This window comes from Parapedobacter pyrenivorans, from assembly GCF_014636865.1.
GTDB classification, from domain to species: Bacteria; Bacteroidota; Bacteroidia; order Sphingobacteriales; family Sphingobacteriaceae; genus Parapedobacter; species Parapedobacter pyrenivorans.
On sequence record NZ_BMER01000007.1, the window covers coordinates 82,150 to 99,526 of the forward strand.

General features: G+C 48.6%; 13 protein-coding genes. 10 read left to right on the forward strand and 3 right to left on the reverse strand.

The genetic code is table 11. The features are described from left to right. The first annotated feature begins 79 nt into the window (after window positions 1-79). A complete protein-coding gene (locus IEV98_RS23390) occupies window positions 80-1,237 on the forward strand; it encodes a helix-turn-helix domain-containing protein (RefSeq protein WP_188508488.1) in 1,158 nt (385 codons plus the stop codon). Window positions 1,238-1,337: 100 nt separating this feature from the next. Continuing rightward, window positions 1,338-2,501, forward strand: coding sequence for an acyltransferase family protein (locus IEV98_RS23395; protein ID WP_188508489.1), 1,164 nt, complete (start codon window positions 1,338-1,340; stop codon window positions 2,499-2,501). Window positions 2,502-2,653: 152 nt separating this feature from the next. On the opposite strand, the gene IEV98_RS23400 is transcribed toward IEV98_RS23395, so the two are convergent. Beyond that, a complete protein-coding gene (locus IEV98_RS23400) occupies window positions 2,654-2,854 on the reverse strand; it encodes a hypothetical protein (RefSeq protein ID WP_188508490.1) in 201 nt (66 codons plus the stop codon). Window positions 2,855-2,985: 131 nt separating this feature from the next. Here IEV98_RS23400 and IEV98_RS23405 point away from each other — a divergent pair, with 131 nt between their 5' ends. The 7 genes from IEV98_RS23405 (at window position 2,986) to IEV98_RS23435 (ending at window position 10,509) form a co-directional block, all read left to right on the forward strand. Beyond that, entirely contained in the window at window positions 2,986-4,614 is a 1,629-nt protein-coding gene (locus IEV98_RS23405) for an acyl-CoA carboxylase subunit beta (protein ID WP_188508649.1), read from the forward strand. A gap of 91 nt (window positions 4,615-4,705) precedes the next feature. Further along, window positions 4,706-6,055, forward strand: a complete 1,350-nt coding sequence (locus tag IEV98_RS23410; protein WP_188508491.1) for an acyl-CoA dehydrogenase family protein — start codon at window positions 4,706-4,708, stop codon at window positions 6,053-6,055. An 80-nt stretch (window positions 6,056-6,135) separates the two neighbouring features. Then, window positions 6,136-6,570 (forward strand): RrF2 family transcriptional regulator, encoded by a 435-nt coding sequence (locus IEV98_RS23415; protein WP_188508492.1) that lies wholly within the window; start codon window positions 6,136-6,138, stop codon window positions 6,568-6,570. 49 nt (window positions 6,571-6,619) lie between these two features. Further along, window positions 6,620-8,788, forward strand: coding sequence for a cbb3-type cytochrome c oxidase subunit I (locus IEV98_RS23420; RefSeq protein ID WP_229738939.1), 2,169 nt, complete (start codon window positions 6,620-6,622; stop codon window positions 8,786-8,788). 22 nt (window positions 8,789-8,810) lie between these two features. Next, window positions 8,811-9,812, forward strand: a complete 1,002-nt coding sequence (locus IEV98_RS23425; RefSeq protein WP_188508493.1) for a cytochrome c — start codon at window positions 8,811-8,813, stop codon at window positions 9,810-9,812. Window positions 9,813-9,826: 14 nt separating this feature from the next. Beyond that, window positions 9,827-10,102, forward strand: a complete 276-nt coding sequence (locus IEV98_RS23430) for a hypothetical protein (RefSeq protein ID WP_229738940.1) — start codon at window positions 9,827-9,829, stop codon at window positions 10,100-10,102. A 2-nt stretch (window positions 10,103-10,104) separates the two neighbouring features. After that, window positions 10,105-10,509 carry a cytochrome C gene (locus tag IEV98_RS23435; RefSeq protein WP_188508494.1) on the forward strand — a complete coding sequence of 135 codons (405 nt, stop codon included), beginning with the start codon at window positions 10,105-10,107 and terminating at the stop codon, window positions 10,507-10,509. Between the two features lie 56 nt (window positions 10,510-10,565). Here IEV98_RS23435 and yidC read toward each other — a convergent pair whose 3' ends face one another. Together yidC and pyrG are read right to left on the reverse strand one after the other, a co-directional pair. Then, a complete protein-coding gene (gene yidC / locus IEV98_RS23440; RefSeq protein ID WP_188508495.1) occupies window positions 10,566-12,392 on the reverse strand; it encodes a membrane protein insertase YidC in 1,827 nt (608 codons plus the stop codon). Window positions 12,393-12,405: 13 nt separating this feature from the next. Then, entirely contained in the window at window positions 12,406-14,025 is a 1,620-nt protein-coding gene (gene pyrG / locus IEV98_RS23445; RefSeq protein ID WP_188508496.1) for a CTP synthase, read from the reverse strand. A gap of 330 nt (window positions 14,026-14,355) precedes the next feature. On the opposite strand from pyrG, the gene IEV98_RS23450 reads away from it, so the two are divergent. Continuing rightward, window positions 14,356-17,367 carry an amidohydrolase family protein gene (locus IEV98_RS23450; RefSeq protein WP_188508497.1) on the forward strand — a complete coding sequence of 1,004 codons (3,012 nt, stop codon included), beginning with the start codon at window positions 14,356-14,358 and terminating at the stop codon, window positions 17,365-17,367. Window positions 17,368-17,377 lie beyond the last annotated feature (10 nt).

Here is a 17,377-nt window from a genome sequence, read left to right on the forward strand (position 1 = left end):
ACAGTTGTCCGGTAAAAATGCAGCTTGGTGCACTACTTTTTCTTACTTTTGATGCACCGTTGCAACTGCTTTGTCGCCGATGGTTGATACGAATGCGCCTATTACATTGGATTTTTATGCTGTGTTTACCTTGCTTGGGATTGCACAGGCGCTTTTTCTATCGCTGTTTTTCCTTGGTACAGGTAACCGGGATAAGCCTTTTAATGTATTTCAGGGGGGTATGCTGGTCTGTATGGCGCTCAGCTTGGTAGAAATTTTCCTGTTGTATACCGGTTATATTGTCAATGTATTGTTCTTGGTGGATTTCTCTGAAACCCTCAGCTTGTCGATCGCGCCGCTGTTTTACCTATCGGTTAAGTCGCTTTTGAGGGGTAAGATTAGCAGGAACGAGGTCATCGCCCACTTGGTTGTACCTATTCTATATTTTTTATCGTCCTTGCCCTACCTCCTTTCTTCGGAAGATGTCAAATTCAATGCATGGGTAGTATCGTATCAGCTAAACCTTCCCCTACTTGAATTCGACCTACCATGGTGGTGGTCTTCCCCGTTCTTTCGTCTCACACTCTTCCATACAGACATCCTGGTGGCTTTTTTCTGCCTATACTTCGTGATGGCTGCTTGGTTGCTGGTAGTGGCCTTCAAGAATAGGAACGAGCGACTGTTCGCGCCGAAAACGCAGGCCCTTAAAACAGCCCGGGCATCGGCTATCCAGTTTTTCGTCTTATTGTTGATCGTCATTACGGTAAAGTTGTTAAACCCTAATGATACGGGCGACCAATTCATTGCAACCTGTATTTCCCTGAGCATTTATTTTACCAGTTTTATCGTGGTGAAGAATTCCGGCTTTTTCAGACAGGTTCCGCTTACCGAAGAAGGGAAATATAAAAACTCCAATTTGTCTGCTGATGATAAGAAGCGGATAGCGGACCTGCTATCCCGGATAATGGAAGAGGGAAAATTGTTTACTGCGGGGGATGTCAGCCTGACTAAGCTCGCTACCGAAATCCGGACGACACCCCACGTGGTCTCGCAGGTTATCAACGAACAATTTGGTAAGGGGTTTTTCGAATGGATCGGTGAATACCGCATCGAGGAATCCAAAGTGTTGCTCAAACAATACCCCAACTATAAGATTGAGGAAATAGCTGACCGGGTAGGATATAGTTCTAAATCGTCATTCAATACGGCCTTCAAGAAAATTACCGGTATGACGCCCTCTCAATACCGACAGCGCTAGAAAAGCGGTGTTCGACTTTATAAATCCGTACGCCTTGCCGATAAAATCGTTCTTCCCCAGCGAATGGAAGCATTTCCTTTGGTGAAAAATTAAAGGAAAGATGCAAACTACAATTACACTTACACGGCGGCACGACCTGGATTGGTTGAGGTTTCTGGCCATTTTGATTTTATTGTTTTTTCATACGGGCATGTGGTTCAATACTTTTGGATGGCACGTGAAAAATACGGAACTGAACTCCACCTTTGACTACTGGATGATATGGTTGCATTTCTGGCGCATGCCCTTATTGTTGTTTATCTCCGGTGCGGGAACGTACCTGGCATTGGGGAAACGGTCGCCCCGCCAATTCGCCGGTGAGCGTGTCAGAAGGTTACTCATTCCATTGGTGTTCGGCATGTTTGTCATCGTCCCGCCGCAGATTTATTTTGAACACATCGACCGATACAACAATTATTGGGATTTCTATCAAACCGTGTTCGATTTCGTTCGCTATCCACAGGGCAACTTCAGCTGGCACCACCTGTGGTTTGTCGCTTACCTACTAGTGTATAGCCTGGTGGCATTGCCTTTACTCGTTTTTGTGAAATCACCGCAATCTGCTGGATTTAAGGCGATGCTTTACCGTGTGCTCGGCACGCCATGGGGAATGGTTACGGTGCCTGCCTTGTTCATTTTGTCGACCCAGGTCGTGTTACGGCCTTATTTCCCGGAAGAAACACACGGATTGATGAATGATTGGGCCTTTTTAACGCTCTATGGTTGCTTCTTCCTTTTCGGCATGGTATTCTATGCCACGCCCAAGCTGTGGGAGGCTGTGCGACTGAATCGTTCCTATTTATTGGTTGCGGCTTTGTCGATGTTGATTCCTTTCTATGGGTGTTTCTTCGGGATGCGGGAAATCATGGTATTGCCCTTCACTTTTCAGACGACGGAAGTGGTGTTTGACGTATCGGCTATCTTATTGAGTTGGTTTACGGTGATGGCTGTTGTGGCGTATGCGCAGCAATACCTAAACCGACCCCACTCTTGGTTGAAATACGTGAATGAAGGACTCTATCCATTTTACATCCTCCACCAAACGGTTATCATCTGGATCGGCTATTATATTTGCCAATTCGATTGGAGCATTTTTGCGAAATTCTGGGCAATTAGCCTTTTGACGTTGTTCGCATGCCTAGGTTTTTATCTGCTATGTATCCGGCCGGTCAATGTGTTGCGCTTGTTATTTGGTATGAAGTGGAAAAAACGCAACGGCAGGTAGCCCTTGCCATGATTCACCTGGTGCATACCGATTTCCGGAAAACGATAGTCACCGTAAAAGATATGAAAAAACTAGCTAACGAGCGCGAGCATTAAATAAAAAGGGTGTCCAAAATGGACACCCCTTTTAACAGATTTTTCAATCCGGTTTAGTTAGTTTGCCAAAGAATCCAGGGAGTCGATAGCAGCTTCACCGATAGAATCGATAGAATCAGTCACAGAATCAACTTGAGCTTCGATTTCAGTAGACAACGAATCCGCAGTTTCTTCACTTTCGGAAGTAGTGGTGTTGCAAGCAGCGAAAGCTACTGAAAGCGCTAAACCTAAAAAACCGAATTTAAATGCATTTTTCATGTTAATTTTCTTTTTTGGGTTAAAACAAACTTGTTTAATTTAACAACCTTAATACATCCCCATAAAGAAAGGTAACCCAAAAAATAAAAAAAAATCGAGATAAAAAAGAATGCCGTATCTTGTGAACCATGATAAACCTGGAGTTTAACCAAAATGAGGACCTGAACAAGCAGGCGGTATCCGAATTAAAAAATCGGTTGAAAAAGGTGCGTCTGGGAGGAGGGCCAAAGGCTTCGGAAAAGCAAAAGGCTAAGGGAAAAATGCTGGCGCGCGAGCGGATTAATTACTTGTTGGATGCGGACACGCCGTGGCTCGAGATCGGGGCAACGGCTGCGGAAGGGATGTACGCGGAACAGGGTGGATGCCCTGCTGCCGGTGTGGTGGTTGGCATCGGCTATGTGGCTGGTAGGCAATGCGTGGTCGTGGCCAACGACGCGACGGTAAAGGCAGGGGCCTGGTTTCCGATGACAGCCAAAAAGAACCTCCGTGCGCAGGAAATCGCAATGGAAAACCGATTACCGATCATCTATTTAGTGGATTCTGCAGGCGTGTATTTACCTTTGCAGGACGAGATTTTTCCCGACAAGGAACACTTCGGCCGCATCTTCCGTAATAACGCTCGGATGAGCAGCGAAGGAATTGTTCAGATCGCCGCCATCATGGGCGCTTGTGTGGCTGGTGGCGCTTATCTGCCCATCATGAGCGATGAGGCCATGATCGTAGCGGGTACCGGCTCGGTATTTTTAGCCGGATCTTACCTGGTCAAGTCGGCCATTGGTGAGTCGGTTGACAATGAAACATTGGGGGGAGCAACCACCCATTGCGAAATATCGGGGGTGACCGATTACAAGCACCAGGATGACCAGACTTGCTTGGATTCCATCCGCAACATCATGGGGATGCTTGGGAAACCGAAAGATGCGGGCTTCGACCGTATAAAGCCAGCCGCCCCGAAATTAAATGAACAGGAAATCTATGGCATATTACCCGCATCGCGGGAAAAGCCCTATGACATGCGGGAAATCATCCTTCGGTTGGTCGATCATTCTGAATTCGAGGAATACAAAGCACGGTATGGCCAGAGTATCATCTGTGGTTTGGCGCGTGTTGATGGGTGGGCCGTGGGCTTCGTGGCCAACCAGCGGAAGGTTGTAAAAAGCGCGAAAGGGGAAATGCAGTTTGGCGGTGTGATCTATTCGGATGCTGCTGACAAAGCCACCCGATTCATCATGAATTGCAACCAGAAGAAAATACCGCTGGTATTCCTCCAAGACGTAACCGGCTTTATGGTGGGCAGTAGGGCCGAACAGGGTGGCATCATCAAAGATGGTGCGAAAATGGTCAATGCCGTCGCAAATTCGGTGGTGCCTAAAATCACGATTGTGATGGGCAATTCATACGGAGCAGGCAACTACGCGATGTGCGGTAAGGCTTACGACCCGCGACTGATCTATGCTTGGCCTTCGGCGAAGATTGCGGTGATGGGCGGGGGGCAGGCAGCCAATACACTGCTTCAGATCCAAAAGGCATCCCTCCAGGCAAAGGGCACGGAAGTTGGTACTAACGAAGAAAAAGCGTTACTTAGGGGAATTACGGAGCGATATGAGGAGCAAACCACCCCATATTATGCAGCCGCGCGACTTTGGGTGGATGGCCTCATTGACCCATTGGATACGCGGAAAGTCATCTCCATGGGGATTGAGGCTGCAAATCAATCACCCATCGAAAAGCCGTTTAACGTAGGGGTGATACAGACCTGATTAAGGAGTTGCTGATTTGCCAATTGGATGCGTAATTGGACGAATAGCAAAATAGCATAAGGCGAAAAGCAGAAGAACAAAAAGCAACGATATGTTTTCAAAAATCAGAAAAGCCTATCAATTGTTCAAAAGCATTGATTTTGAGCAACTGGATAAACTCTCGAGAAAGGTAGACCTACCGAAAGTAATGGATTCCTTTTCCAAACTGGATGAAAAGCAGCTCAACGGTTTAATGAAGATGCTGGAGGGAGGCAAGCCGAAACGGGAATTGCCACCGATCAATGGCGATTTCTACGAATTGCATCTGCGGTTGAGTGAAGAGGACCGTGCATTGCAACTTAAAGTGCGCGATTTCATGGAGCGGGAAATACGTCCCTTGGTCAACCATTATTGGCTGCGCGATGAGTTTCCGTTTGAGATCATCCCCAAATTGGCCCAGCTGAATATTTGCGGGTTAACCTACGAGGGGTACGGCTGCGCAGGTAGATCCTCGTTGATGGAGGGGATCATTGCCATGGAGATTGCACGGGTAGACGCCTCTGTGGCTACTTTCTTTGGCGTACAGAGCGGTTTGGCGATGGGCTCGATATACCTGTGCGGTTCGGATGCACAAAAGCAGGAATGGCTACCTGCTATGCAGCAGATGAAGCTGATCGGCGCATTCGGCCTTACCGAACCCGAAGTGGGCTCGGGTGCGGCAGGCGGACTAACCGTTACCGCCCGTAAAACGGAAAAGGGCTGGGTATTGAACGGACAGAAAAAATGGATAGGCAACGCAACGTTTGCCGACGTGACCGTGATTTGGGCTAAAGATGTGGATGATGGCGAAGTGAAGGGGTTTTTGGTACGGAAGGGCACGCCGGGTTTTGAAGTGGAGAAAATCAAAGGGAAAATGGCATTGCGTATTGTCCAGAATGGGCTGATTACACTGACGGATTGCACGGTAGACGAAAGCGACCGACTACAACATGCCCATTCATTCAAGGATACGGCAAAGGTACTGCAACTGACGCGGGCGGGTGTGGCTTGGATGGCGGTAGGATGTGCAAGGGGAGCTTATGAAAACGCCCTCGATTATACCCGCAAACGCAAACAATTCGGTAAACCGATTGCTTCTTTCCAGTTGATTCAAAACCACCTGGTAGAAATGCTGTCGAACCTGACGGCCATGCAGACGCTGGTATATCGCCTTTCCGAACTACAGGATGCGGACATGCTCCGTGATGAGCATGCTTCGTTGGCCAAAGTGTTTTGTACGCTTCGTACCCGCGATATCGTGAGCCAAGCCCGGGAGGTGATGGGCGGCAATGGTATCTTACTGGAATATGACGTAGCCCGCTTTTTGGCCGATGCGGAAGCGATTTATTCGTATGAAGGCACGAAAGAAATCAATTCCCTCATCGTTGGCAGGTCCATTACCGGCTTCAGCGCATTTGTGTAAATAATAGGTCAGTATAAATAAAAGAGTATTTTATCTTTTATTAATCATTTACTACCTTTGTACCCATATTAATCCATCAGATGTTTTCAAAAACGTGCGAGTATGCAATAAGGGCTATGATTTTCATCGCGCAGCGGTCGAAAAAGGGGGAAAAAGCGGGGATTAAGGAGATCAGTAAAGAGATCGATTCACCCGAAGCCTTCATTGCCAAGATTTTGCAGGACTTGGGCCGGAGGGGATTGGTATTATCGACCAAAGGACCTAACGGCGGATTTTACCTGGACGATAAATTGCTGGATGGTTCTTTAGCTGCGATCGTGAAGGCCGTGGATGGTGAAAAGATTTTTTCCGGCTGTGGGCTTGGCTTGAAACAGTGTTCCGAAGTACATCCTTGCCCGATACATACTGAATTTAAGTCGATCAGGGAAAGTATGAAACGGATGCTTGAACAGGCTAAACTTGGCTCATTTACAATGGAATTGGAGAAAAAGCTAACCTTTCTAAGGCGGGCTTAAATTTTTTGGAATAATAAAAGATAAAAAGGTATTAATATAGTTTAATGGTATGGGAAGTAAGCTAGTCAAAACCACATCTTCAGTGGGCGGCGTTGCTTTGGCACTGTGGCCCGCTGTGCTTGTTGCGCAGGGAGAGATGCGTCCGTTCACCTTTGCGTTTGATGTTAACGCATTGGTTATCTTAATTTTGTTATCCATTTTGGTGCTAATGTTTTTTTTGGCCATTTGGTTGTTGCACCGTATCGAAGCCATCAAGCATGTTTGGGGTGGTAAACGGAGCGAGGGACGCGACGCGAAGTATGGCAAGTACATCCAGCAGCTCGATGCATACCAAATTGACCGATTGATTACGGCTATCCGTAAAAAGCGCGTGGCCAAAAGGAAACGTGGAAGTGGCGCTTTACGTAACGTGCCATTGGTCATCTTGTTTTCGGCTATAAGTATTACTACAATGGGGCAGCGGCTGGATGGGAATAAGGTGGTCGGAACGCTATGGGGCGAAGCCGGGATTATCATTACGATTGCATTGCTTTTGATACCGATCTTGGCGGGGTTCTTCATCATGGTAGGGAAGGCTTCACGTATACTGAAGCAGTATAGGCAAAAAATGCAAAGCGGGGAAGCGGAGGCATTTGCCGATTACCTTAGCCATGTGGAAGATGAAAATACCGAGGGCGAACTGCTTGAGCGAAAACAGGCGCTGGATTACCGGCTGACGAACGCAGAATTGTCTGGAACGGAGACAGCGGCAGATCGGATGGGGATCATCAATATCCGGGAAAGCTCCGGACTGCCATTTGTGGCGGTCAAGAAGAAGGCACAGAAAAGGCCTAATATCGATCCGAAGTTGAGTAAATTGATCGTTTGGTACCTGGTTGCGGCGACTTTCTGGTTGCTTTTCGGTACCACAGTGGGGCAATACCTGGGCATCAAGTTTGTTGCCCCTGACATAGACCAACTCAGTTGGCTCAGTTTTGGCCGATTGCGCCCGGTGCATACCAATATGGTTTTTTGGGGGTGGGCATCTCTTGGGATGCTGGGGCTGGGATACTACGTGGTGCCCCACGTGAGTAATGTGGGGATATCGAGTCTGAAGAAAGGGTGGTACAGCTTTTACTTGATTAACGCGGCCGTTGTACTGGGTACCCTCTCCCTGATGGCCGGTATCAATAACGGGGGCGGCGAATACCGTGAGTACATATGGCCGATCATGGCGTTGTTTGGTATCGGCTTGATCATCACCTTGCTTAATTTTCTGCAAACGGTGGCAAAAAGGACCACTCGTGAAATCTATATTTCCAATTGGTACATCATATCGGCAGTGATTTTTGCATTGGTGATCACGATCGTAGCCTACGCACCCTGGTGGCAGGATGGACTGGGCGAAACGATCATCCAGGGGTATTACATGCATCAGGGTGTGGGCATGTGGTTCATGCTGTTCATGCTGGGAGTTGTCTATTACCTGCTGCCTCAGCAACTAAACAGACCCATTTACTCCTATAGCTTGGGTATCTTGGCTTTTTGGACGCAGATACTCTTTTATACCGTTATCGGTACACACCATTTCGTATTCAGCGCCATCCCGTGGTGGTTGCAAACCGTGGCAATTGTGGGGAGTGTCGGAATGGTGATTCCTGTTGCAGCAGGAACGGCTAATTTCCTGATGACCTTCAAGGGGGCTTGGTATAAGATAAAAGATAGCTACACGCTTCCCTTTTTCCTGATCGGGATCGTCTTCTATTTCACCGGTTCATTGCAGGGCACGGCCGAGGCCTTCAGGTATACAAATCTGCTCTGGCATTTTACAGATTTTACAGTAGCGCATTCGCACTTGACGATGTATGGCATCATCAGTTTTTTCCTATGGGCGGGTATCTATGCACTGGTGCCCAGACTTACCGGTCGCGAGGCACCGCAATCGACCGTCGGAGCACACTTCTGGCTAGCACTGATTGGGCTGATGTTTTATACCATACCCTTGATGTATGGCAGTACATTGAAGGGGATGATGTGGATGGATGGCAAGCCATTTATTGACGGCGTATCGATGATGATGCCGTACTGGCTATGGCGGGCCATCGGTGGCAGCCTCATGTGGCTTTCACATCTGTTTTTTGCTTACAACATGTATAAAATGCTGGTGGTAGACAGGGCATTGGATATCAGGGAAGCGGCCATTCAGCAGGTGGCGAAAGACGACAATAAAACGAATTAACATACAGCTCAATACTACAGCGATGGAATTTCTGAATAATCATAAAAAGCTATTTACCGCGGCATTTCTGTTCTTTTTGTTGCTGACAGTGTGTGTAGCTATCATGCCCGCGATAAACAATCAGCAGCGGAATGCTCCCTTGCCGGGTTATACCCCGTTGAGCGATGACGCCAGAAAAGGTAAGTCACTCTTCGTTGCCAATGGCTGTGTGGCCTGCCATACCCAGCAGGTGCGTAATGTGGATATGGACCGGCCTTGGGGCCGCCGTCCGAGTGTGGCGGCCGACTATGCAGGGATGACCCGGATGGACTTCTGGCGTAATACGGCCACCCTGATGGGTACGGGGCGGACCGGTCCTGACCTGACCGACGTCGGTAACAGGCAGCCTAGCTTGGAGTGGAATCTCGTGCACTTATTTAACCCGAGGATTGTGGTTGAAGCTTCTATTATGCCGGCATATCCTTGGCTATTCCAATTCAAAAAAAAACCTACCGAAGCGGATGTGGTAGTCAACGTGCCCGAGGCATACCTCAAGGGCGGCGAGGGTAAAATAGTGGCTACCGACGAGGCATTGCAACTGGTAGCCTATTTGCAGTCGCTTAAGCAGGTAGCACTTCCTGATGGCCGCCCGACACCTGAATTCCTTTATGCACGGGAGGCAGCCAAGAAAGAAGGAACCGCTAGCGAAGCGATGGATGGAGCACTGCTCTACGCGACACATTGCCAAAGTTGCCACCAAACGAATGGCGAAGGACTGCCCGGAGCGTTCCCATCGCTGAAAGGAAGCAGCGTGGTAGGGGGTGATAACCTGGAATTATATGTTGATATCATCATGAACGGATACGATGCACGGCCGGAATACGGGGCCATGCCCGGCATCGGAACCATGATGGAGCTTACGGCCGATGAGGTGGCGGCGATCATCAATCACGAGCGGACGAGCTGGGGGAATGCCGCACAAGAGGTGACCCCGGAGGAGATTAAGGAAATTATGGATTTTCTGGCGATGGGCGCCAACAAATAAAACGGATTATGGTAATGGAAAAGTATAGTCTGAAAGTAGTGCCCCTTACCTTACTGCTGGTGTCGTTAACGATTGAGGGATGGGCGTGCCCGGTATGCGAACGACAGCAACCAAAGGTGCTGCGTGGGGTGGCGCACGGGGCTGGGCCTGATAGCGGCTGGGATTACATCATCATAGGTATCATCGCGATTATCGTACTTATCACATTGTATTTTTCGGTAAAATGGCTGGTACGGCCCGGCGAGGGCGTGCCCAACCACATCAAGCGAAATGTATTAGACTTTGATTGAACATGGAAGGTAAAAGCAAAATACGGATTTTTCTGGATGACAGCCCGCAACCGATCGCTGAGGTGACGTCGCCCATCAATTTCGAATTGGATACACGGCGGCTGGTAGACGGACCCCATACGTTAAAAATCGTCGGCAGGGACCCCACCGGTAAAGAGGGTATCCGCATCATACCGTTTATCGTCCGGAACGGGCCGGCTATCGAGGTGGAGGGAATAGCGGAAAATGCGGTAGTGGATGGTGTGGTGCCCGTGATGGTTAACGCCTATGGCAAAGGGGACCAGCGCTTATTTCTTATTGAAGGCAGCGAAACACCGCAGAGCATTCCCTCATGGGTGTGGGTATTGATTATTGGTTTTGCGGGGTGGGCACTTTATTACCTGCTCCGTTACCTGGGGATGCCTTAAACGGGAAAGCGTCAAAAATCTGATGACTTTTGACGCTTTCCCGCTTTTTGAAATACTTATTTTTTCCCTTTGCCTTTGCTTTGTTGCTGACGCATGTAATCTTCCATACGCTGCTGGAATTTTGATTTCTTTTGCGCCTCGGGCTTTTTCTTATTGGCCTCGATAATGCTTAAGATTTTGTCGTCGTTGACGAGCTGGCGAATGACCAGCTGCTGGCCGAACGTGAATACCGTAGACAGCAGGTAATAGTAGTTCAATCCTGCTGGGAAGCTATTCAATACGAAGAGGAATATCAGTGGCATAAAATATCCAATGTATTTCATCTGGGCATTGGCAGCTCCCGAAATCGAATTGTTATACCAGGTAGATACCAGAGTGACTCCGGTCATCAGGATACACATCAAACTGATATGATCCATCCCGATCAGCGGCAGTGGTGCGAACGTTATCGGTGAGTCATACGTGGAAAGGTCTTTTACCCATAGGAAACTCTCGCCCCGCAATTCGAACAAATTGGGGAAGAAAAAGAAGAATGCGATGGTAAATGGCATCTGAAGGAGCAATGGAATACACCCACCCAACGGATTGACACCGGCTTGTTTATACAATTTAAGGTATTCTTGCTGCAATAATGCAGCATTATCCTGGCCTACCTTTTCCTTGATCTGGTCCATCTCCGGTTTGAGTACCCGCATCTTGGCCATCGACACATATGAACGGTAGGTGAGGGGGGATAGTACCAATTTCAGCATGACGGTAAGGATGAGGATGACCAAGCCATAGCCCCAATGGAAGCCATCGAGGAAATTGAATACGGGTATCGTAATGAAGCGGTTGATCCATTTCATAGGGCCCCATCCCATATCGATTTGTTTTTCCAACCCGTACCCATGCGCTTTCAGTACCTTGTATTGATTTGGCCCAAAGAAAAAATGCATGGGGTAGGTATTGATGTCCTGTCGATTGAAATCGAGACGGAGGTTGGCCGCGAACAGTTTGACGATTTGATTGTCCGCACTGGTATACACATTGATTTTTCCGCCTTTGAAGCCATTTTCAGCAATCAATACATTGGAGAAAAAATGTTGTTTGAAGGAGACCCAATCTAACTGGTCCTTGATATCTTCCTCGTCATCCTTGGCCGTGTTGAGGTGATCCACTTCATTGTCGCCATGGGCATAATACAACGTGGAACGTTGCCGCTCGCTATCCATATCTTTCTCTTTTTGGGAAAGGGCGGCTTCCCAATTGAGTACGAGTTGGCTTTCGGTTGGGGCGACTACATCCTGCATGCCTTTTGTGACGATGGTCAGGCCAAGGTTATGGTCGTCACCCCGGATGGAATAGATATAATCAATGTATTTGTCATTGGCATAAGCCAAGCGGAACGTGATTGCAGCAGAGTCCTGTCCGGTGACGTGGACGTTATTGCCTGTGGTGCTGAAAAACAGCTCGTTGGTCATGATGTTTTTCCCGGCGGCCGAGAAAAAGAGTCCAAACTTATTGTGATCGCCCTCAAACAGCATGAGCGGCTGCCCATCGTATGTTTTTTCGTCCTTGAGCTCGACGGATTTTACCCGCCCGCCTTTCGTGCTTACCGTGGCTTTGATGTGCTCATTCTCCAGGGTAATTAGCCGTTCGTCACCAATGCTTGCCCGTCCGAATGGACTGTTTAGCAGTGCCGAATCAATCTCGGTATTCGCGGCCGCTGCCAGGCTGGTGGTATCGGTGTCTACCTGCTCGATGCCCGCACGTGCGCGGGCGAGCGAATCCTGTAATTGGCGCTCGCGCTTAATTTCTTCGTCTGAAGGTTGCAACAAGTAAAAGGAACCCGCTATGATGACAAAAATTAAAACGAGGCCAGTCAGTGTATTTCTATCCATTTCTTAATCTGCGCTATTTCTGTTTTACCACTTTGCTATGGGCTAAAGAAGCGGCTACAAAGCTAACAAAAAGTGGGTGAGGATTTGCAACTGTTGATTTTAATTCGGGATGGAATTGTCCGGCAACGAAAAACGGGTGGTTTTTAAGCTCAACGATTTCCACCAAATTGTTCTCAGGATTGATGCCGGAGGCTATCATACCAGCCTCTTCGTATTGCGCGAGGTAGTGATTGTTGAATTCATACCGGTGGCGGTGCCGTTCGGATATTTTACTTTTTCCGTAAATGGCAGCCGCTTTGGTGCCCTTCTTGATTTCGCAATCATACGCGCCTAAGCGCATGGTACCACCCATGTTTTTTACGTGCTTTTGCCCTTCCATCAGGTGGATGACAGGATGTTTGGTTTTGGGGTCCATCTCTGAACTATTGGCATTTTTGAGTTTCAGTACGTTCCTGCCGAACTCAACGACCGCGCATTGCATACCAAGGCAGATCCCGAAGAAGGGGACGCCATGTTCTCGGACATATTGGATAGCGACCAGTTTGCCATCCAACCCACGCTCACCGAAGCCGGGTGCGACCAATACGCCTGCCACCCGCTTGAGTTTCTCCTTCACGTTTTCGTCGTTGATGCTTTCTGCTGCAATGCACTTTACCCGCACCTTGCATTCGTTTATCGCTCCGGCCTGTATAAATGCTTCGTTGATGGATTTATATGCGTCGGGTAGCTCGACGTATTTGCCGACCAGGGCAATGGTGATTTCGGCCGTCGGGTTCTTCAGTTTGCCCAGGAAGATTTTCCAACTATCCAAATCAGGTTCATTTTTCGTGGAAAGTTTAAGCTTCGTCAGCACTGTCTTATCCAACTGTTCTTTAAGCATCAACAGTGGAACATCGTAAATCGAAGGTGCATCGATGGATTCGATGACCGCGTTGATGTTGACGTTACAGAATAATGCCAGCTTCTTACGGATGTCGGAATTGAGGTGGTGTTCCGTACGGCAGACCAGTATATCCGGTTGGATGCCGTATTCCAGCAGGGTCTTTACAGAGTGCTGGGTAGGCTTGGTTTTGAGCTCGCCCGCTGCCGCCAAAAAGGGTACCAGCGTAAGGTGGATCACTAATGAATCGTTTCCGCCCAATTCCCACCGCAACTGCCTAACGGCTTCAATGAAGGGCAATGATTCGATATCACCCACGGTGCCGCCAAGCTCGGTGATGATGATGTCATATTTTTCGTCTTCGCCGAGGAGGCACATCCGCCGTTTTATTTCATCGGTAATGTGCGGCACTACCTGTACGGTTTTGCCGAGATAGGCACCTTCGCGTTCCTTGTCGATGACATGTTGATAGATGCGGCCGGTAGTAACGTTGTTCGCTTGGGACGTCGCGGTATTGAGGAAGCGCTCGTAATGTCCGAGATCCAAGTCGGTTTCCGCGCCGTCTTCGGTGACATAGCATTCGCCATGTTCATAGGGATTGAGGGTGCCGGGGTCGATGTTGATATAGGGATCGAATTTCTGGATGGTCACTTTGTAACCCCGCGCTTGCAGGAGTTTGGCCAAGGACGCCGAAATAATACCTTTCCCTAACGACGAGGTGACGCCGCCCGTAACAAAAATGTATTTAGTCATGACAAATTTTGGGTGTATGCTATATGCTGTATGAGCCAAATAAAGCTCCAAACATCACGTTTGTGTACGGGATACAAAGGTAGGGTTTTTTCTGGGATTACGGTCAAAAGAATTTTCGTGCCTTTCCGGGTAACTTTCCTATTACTAATTCGTTTTTTTTCGGTGAAATTGAAATAACGGACTAATTTTGATGAGCGCTGCATGAGTTTCGATTCAAAAGCAGGTTTCATGAAGCAATGTAAAAAAACAAACTTGGCGGTGCAAACTCACTGATGCCGCAAAAGAGAAATATTGAATCAATAATTATCTTCGAATGAAATCAATCCTAAAATGAAGAGATACATCCTATTCATTTGTTCCTTACTGTTTGCAGGTCTGGCTGTTGCCCAAGAGACCTATCCGGTAAATGGCTCACATGACGAGCGGCCGCGATTGTTTGCTTTGACAAATGCCAACATCGTGGTGAAAGCGGGGAATATCATCCGAAATGGCACCCTGTTAGTGGATGGTCAGCGGATAGCCGCATTGGGTAAAAGCCAATCCGTTCCAAAAGGCTACGTGACCATCGATTTGCAGGGCAAGTTCATCTATCCGTCGTTTATAGACGCATTCAGTGAATATGGGCAACCCAAGGAAAGCCAGGGTCGACAGCAGGGATCCGGCGGTCGCCGTACGCAGCTATTCGAATCAACGAAAAAGGGTCCGTATGGTTGGAATGAAGCCATAAGGCCGGAAACGACTGCTAAAGCACGTTTTACGGTAGATCAGAAACAAAGTGAAGAATTAAAGAAAATCGGATTCGGTGCCATACAATCCATCGTGCGCGATGGCATTGCACGGGGAAGCTCCGTCGTAGCCACATTGGCTGAGGCCCGGGAAAATGAGGTCATCATCCTCCCAGAAGCCGGCGCGCATTATTCATTCAGTAAAGGCTCGGCACAAACCAGTTACCCCTCCTCGTTAATGGGAACCATTGCATTGCTGCGGCAAACCTACTACGATAGCCAATGGTATGCAACCCAACAGAAGGAGTACAATATGTCGTTAGAAGCTTTTGGTAAGCTGCAGTCATTGCCTCAGTTTTTTGAAGTGGATGACGTTTTGGATATTTTCCGTGCCGATCAGATTGCTAAGGAATTCGGAAAAAGCTACATCATCAAAACGGGCGGTGACGCGTATCAACGGTTAGCCGACATCAAAGCAACCAATGCCAGCTTGATTGTGCCGCTTGATTTTCCGAAGGCCTACGATGTGGAAGATCCCGCTGATGCCCGGAATGTCACATTGGCCCAGTTGAAGCACTGGGAAATGGCACCCGCTAATCCGGCGATGCTCGAAAAGAGCGGTATCCGCTTTGCCATTTCGCCCATTGGGCTGGACAATCTTCGTGATTTCTGGATTAACCTGCGGCTCGCATTGGACCATGGGCTTTCTCAGGAATATGCTTTACGTGCGCTTACCGAAATCCCGGCGGAAATGTTGGGCCTGTCCGATAAACTCGGTACGCTCGAGAAAGGGAAACGGGCTAATTTCATTATTGCTAGCGATACATTATTCAAAGAAGGTACGGTCATTTACGAAAATTGGGTGCAAGGGAAGGCGTTTGTAGTGACGAGGAGCAATGCCAAAGATATTACGGGTGAATATGCTGCCAACATACCCGGTATAGGCCCAGCAAGATTGTTTATTGATGAGGGAAAAGGTAAATTGACCGCCCACCTTACAACAGGAGGCGACACAACGGAAACCAAAGTGACCGCCACCCGTACCGGCGATTTGCTGTCGTTTAGCTTCAATCCGAAAGGACAGCAGGGAAGTACGCGTATCAGCGGCTACATCGCAGATGACGATCCCTTGACCCTGAAGGGAGAAGTGGTAGAACCTGACGGGACATCTTCGTCCTGGATGGCAGCCTATACGGATTCCTATACCGCCAAGACGAGCGGCAGCCAACGTAAAAAGGAATCCGTTGGTAAGGGCGAGGTGATCTATCCCTTTGTCGCCTATGGCGACGCTGCATTGCCCCGAGCAGAAACGGTATTAATAAAGAACGCAACCGTTTGGACAAATGAAGGCGAAGGCACGCTGCAGCATGCCGATGTGCTGCTCGCCGACGGGAAGATCAAAGCCGTTGGACAAAACCTGTCGGCGGCCGGCGCCAAGGTTATTGACGGTACGGGAAAGCACGTAACTCCCGGTATCATCGATGAGCATTCCCATATTGCCATCAGCCGGGGCGTTAATGAAGGTTCGCATTCAGTCACCGCTGAGGTACGGATAGGAGATGTAATCAATTCAGAAGATATCAATATTTACCGACAGCTGGCCGGCGGGGTAACGACATCGCATTTATTGCATGGCTCCGCCAACTCGATCGGTGGCCAATCCCAATTGATCAAACTGCGTTGGGGGCAGAATCCGGAAGGACTGAAATTTGGCGGAAATGATGGGTTTATCAAGTTTGCATTGGGCGAGAATGTGAAGCAAAGCAACTGGGGAATCACGGGCACACGGTTCCCTCAAACGCGGATGGGTGTAGAGCAGGTGTTTTACGACGCCTTTACCCGGGCCAAGGAGTACAAGGCACGGGTAGTGGCCGATGACCCGACATTGCGGCGTGACCTCACCTTGGAAACATTGGTTGAAATATTGGATAAAAAGCGCTTTATTACCTGCCATTCCTATGTGCAATCCGAAATCAATATGCTGATGCATGTAGGCGATAGTATGGGTTTCAAGGTGAATACGTTTACGCATATCTTGGAAGGTTATAAAGTGGCTGATGAGATGGCCGGCAGGCAAATTGCGGGAGCGTCTTTTGCTGATTGGTGGGCATACAAGATGGAAGTGCAGGAAGCGATTCCGTATAATGCCTACCTGATGCATAAACGTAACGTGTTGACGGCAATAAACTCCGATGATGCCGAAATGGCGCGCCGACTGAATCAGGAGGCCGCCAAGGCCGTAAAATATGGCGGGGTAAGTGAAGAAGAGGCGTTGAAGATGGTTACACTCAACGTGGCAGAAATCCTTCACATCGATGACCGCGTGGGGAGCCTTGCTCCCGGCAAGGATGCCGATGTAGTGATATGGAGTGATAAGCCGCTTTCTATCTATGCCAAAGCAGAGAAGACATTTGTGGATGGGGTAAAATATTGGGACATCGACGAAGATGCCGCAAAGCAGCAGGCGGTTAAAGCCGAAAAAGGGCGGCTCATCCGAAAATCACTGCAAGCGAAAATCAAAGGAAGCGTTACCCAGCGTACCGTTGCCCAACCCAATATGGAATACCACTGCGACACCATTGGAGAGATCGGGGAGTTTGAAGAATATATGGACTAACAGTTTCAAT

What these genes read in the sequence shown, in the direction of transcription:
- IEV98_RS23390 (WP_188508488.1), top strand. Translation starts at nt 80, where the DNA reads ATGGTTGATACGAATGCGCCTATTACATTGGATTTTTATGCTGTGTTT.
- IEV98_RS23395 (WP_188508489.1), top strand. Translation starts at nt 1,338, where the DNA reads ATGCAAACTACAATTACACTTACACGGCGGCACGACCTGGATTGGTTG.
- IEV98_RS23400 (WP_188508490.1), bottom strand. Translation starts at nt 2,854, where the DNA reads ATGAAAAATGCATTTAAATTCGGTTTTTTAGGTTTAGCGCTTTCAGTA.
- IEV98_RS23410 (WP_188508491.1), top strand. Translation starts at nt 4,706, where the DNA reads ATGTTTTCAAAAATCAGAAAAGCCTATCAATTGTTCAAAAGCATTGAT.
- IEV98_RS23415 (WP_188508492.1), top strand. Translation starts at nt 6,136, where the DNA reads ATGTTTTCAAAAACGTGCGAGTATGCAATAAGGGCTATGATTTTCATC.
- IEV98_RS23420 (WP_229738939.1), top strand. Translation starts at nt 6,620, where the DNA reads ATGGGAAGTAAGCTAGTCAAAACCACATCTTCAGTGGGCGGCGTTGCT.
- IEV98_RS23425 (WP_188508493.1), top strand. Translation starts at nt 8,811, where the DNA reads ATGGAATTTCTGAATAATCATAAAAAGCTATTTACCGCGGCATTTCTG.
- IEV98_RS23430 (WP_229738940.1), top strand. Translation starts at nt 9,827, where the DNA reads ATGGAAAAGTATAGTCTGAAAGTAGTGCCCCTTACCTTACTGCTGGTG.
- IEV98_RS23435 (WP_188508494.1), top strand. Translation starts at nt 10,105, where the DNA reads ATGGAAGGTAAAAGCAAAATACGGATTTTTCTGGATGACAGCCCGCAA.
- yidC (WP_188508495.1), bottom strand. Translation starts at nt 12,392, where the DNA reads ATGGATAGAAATACACTGACTGGCCTCGTTTTAATTTTTGTCATCATA.
- pyrG (WP_188508496.1), bottom strand. Translation starts at nt 14,025, where the DNA reads ATGACTAAATACATTTTTGTTACGGGCGGCGTCACCTCGTCGTTAGGG.
- IEV98_RS23450 (WP_188508497.1), top strand. Translation starts at nt 14,356, where the DNA reads ATGAAGAGATACATCCTATTCATTTGTTCCTTACTGTTTGCAGGTCTG.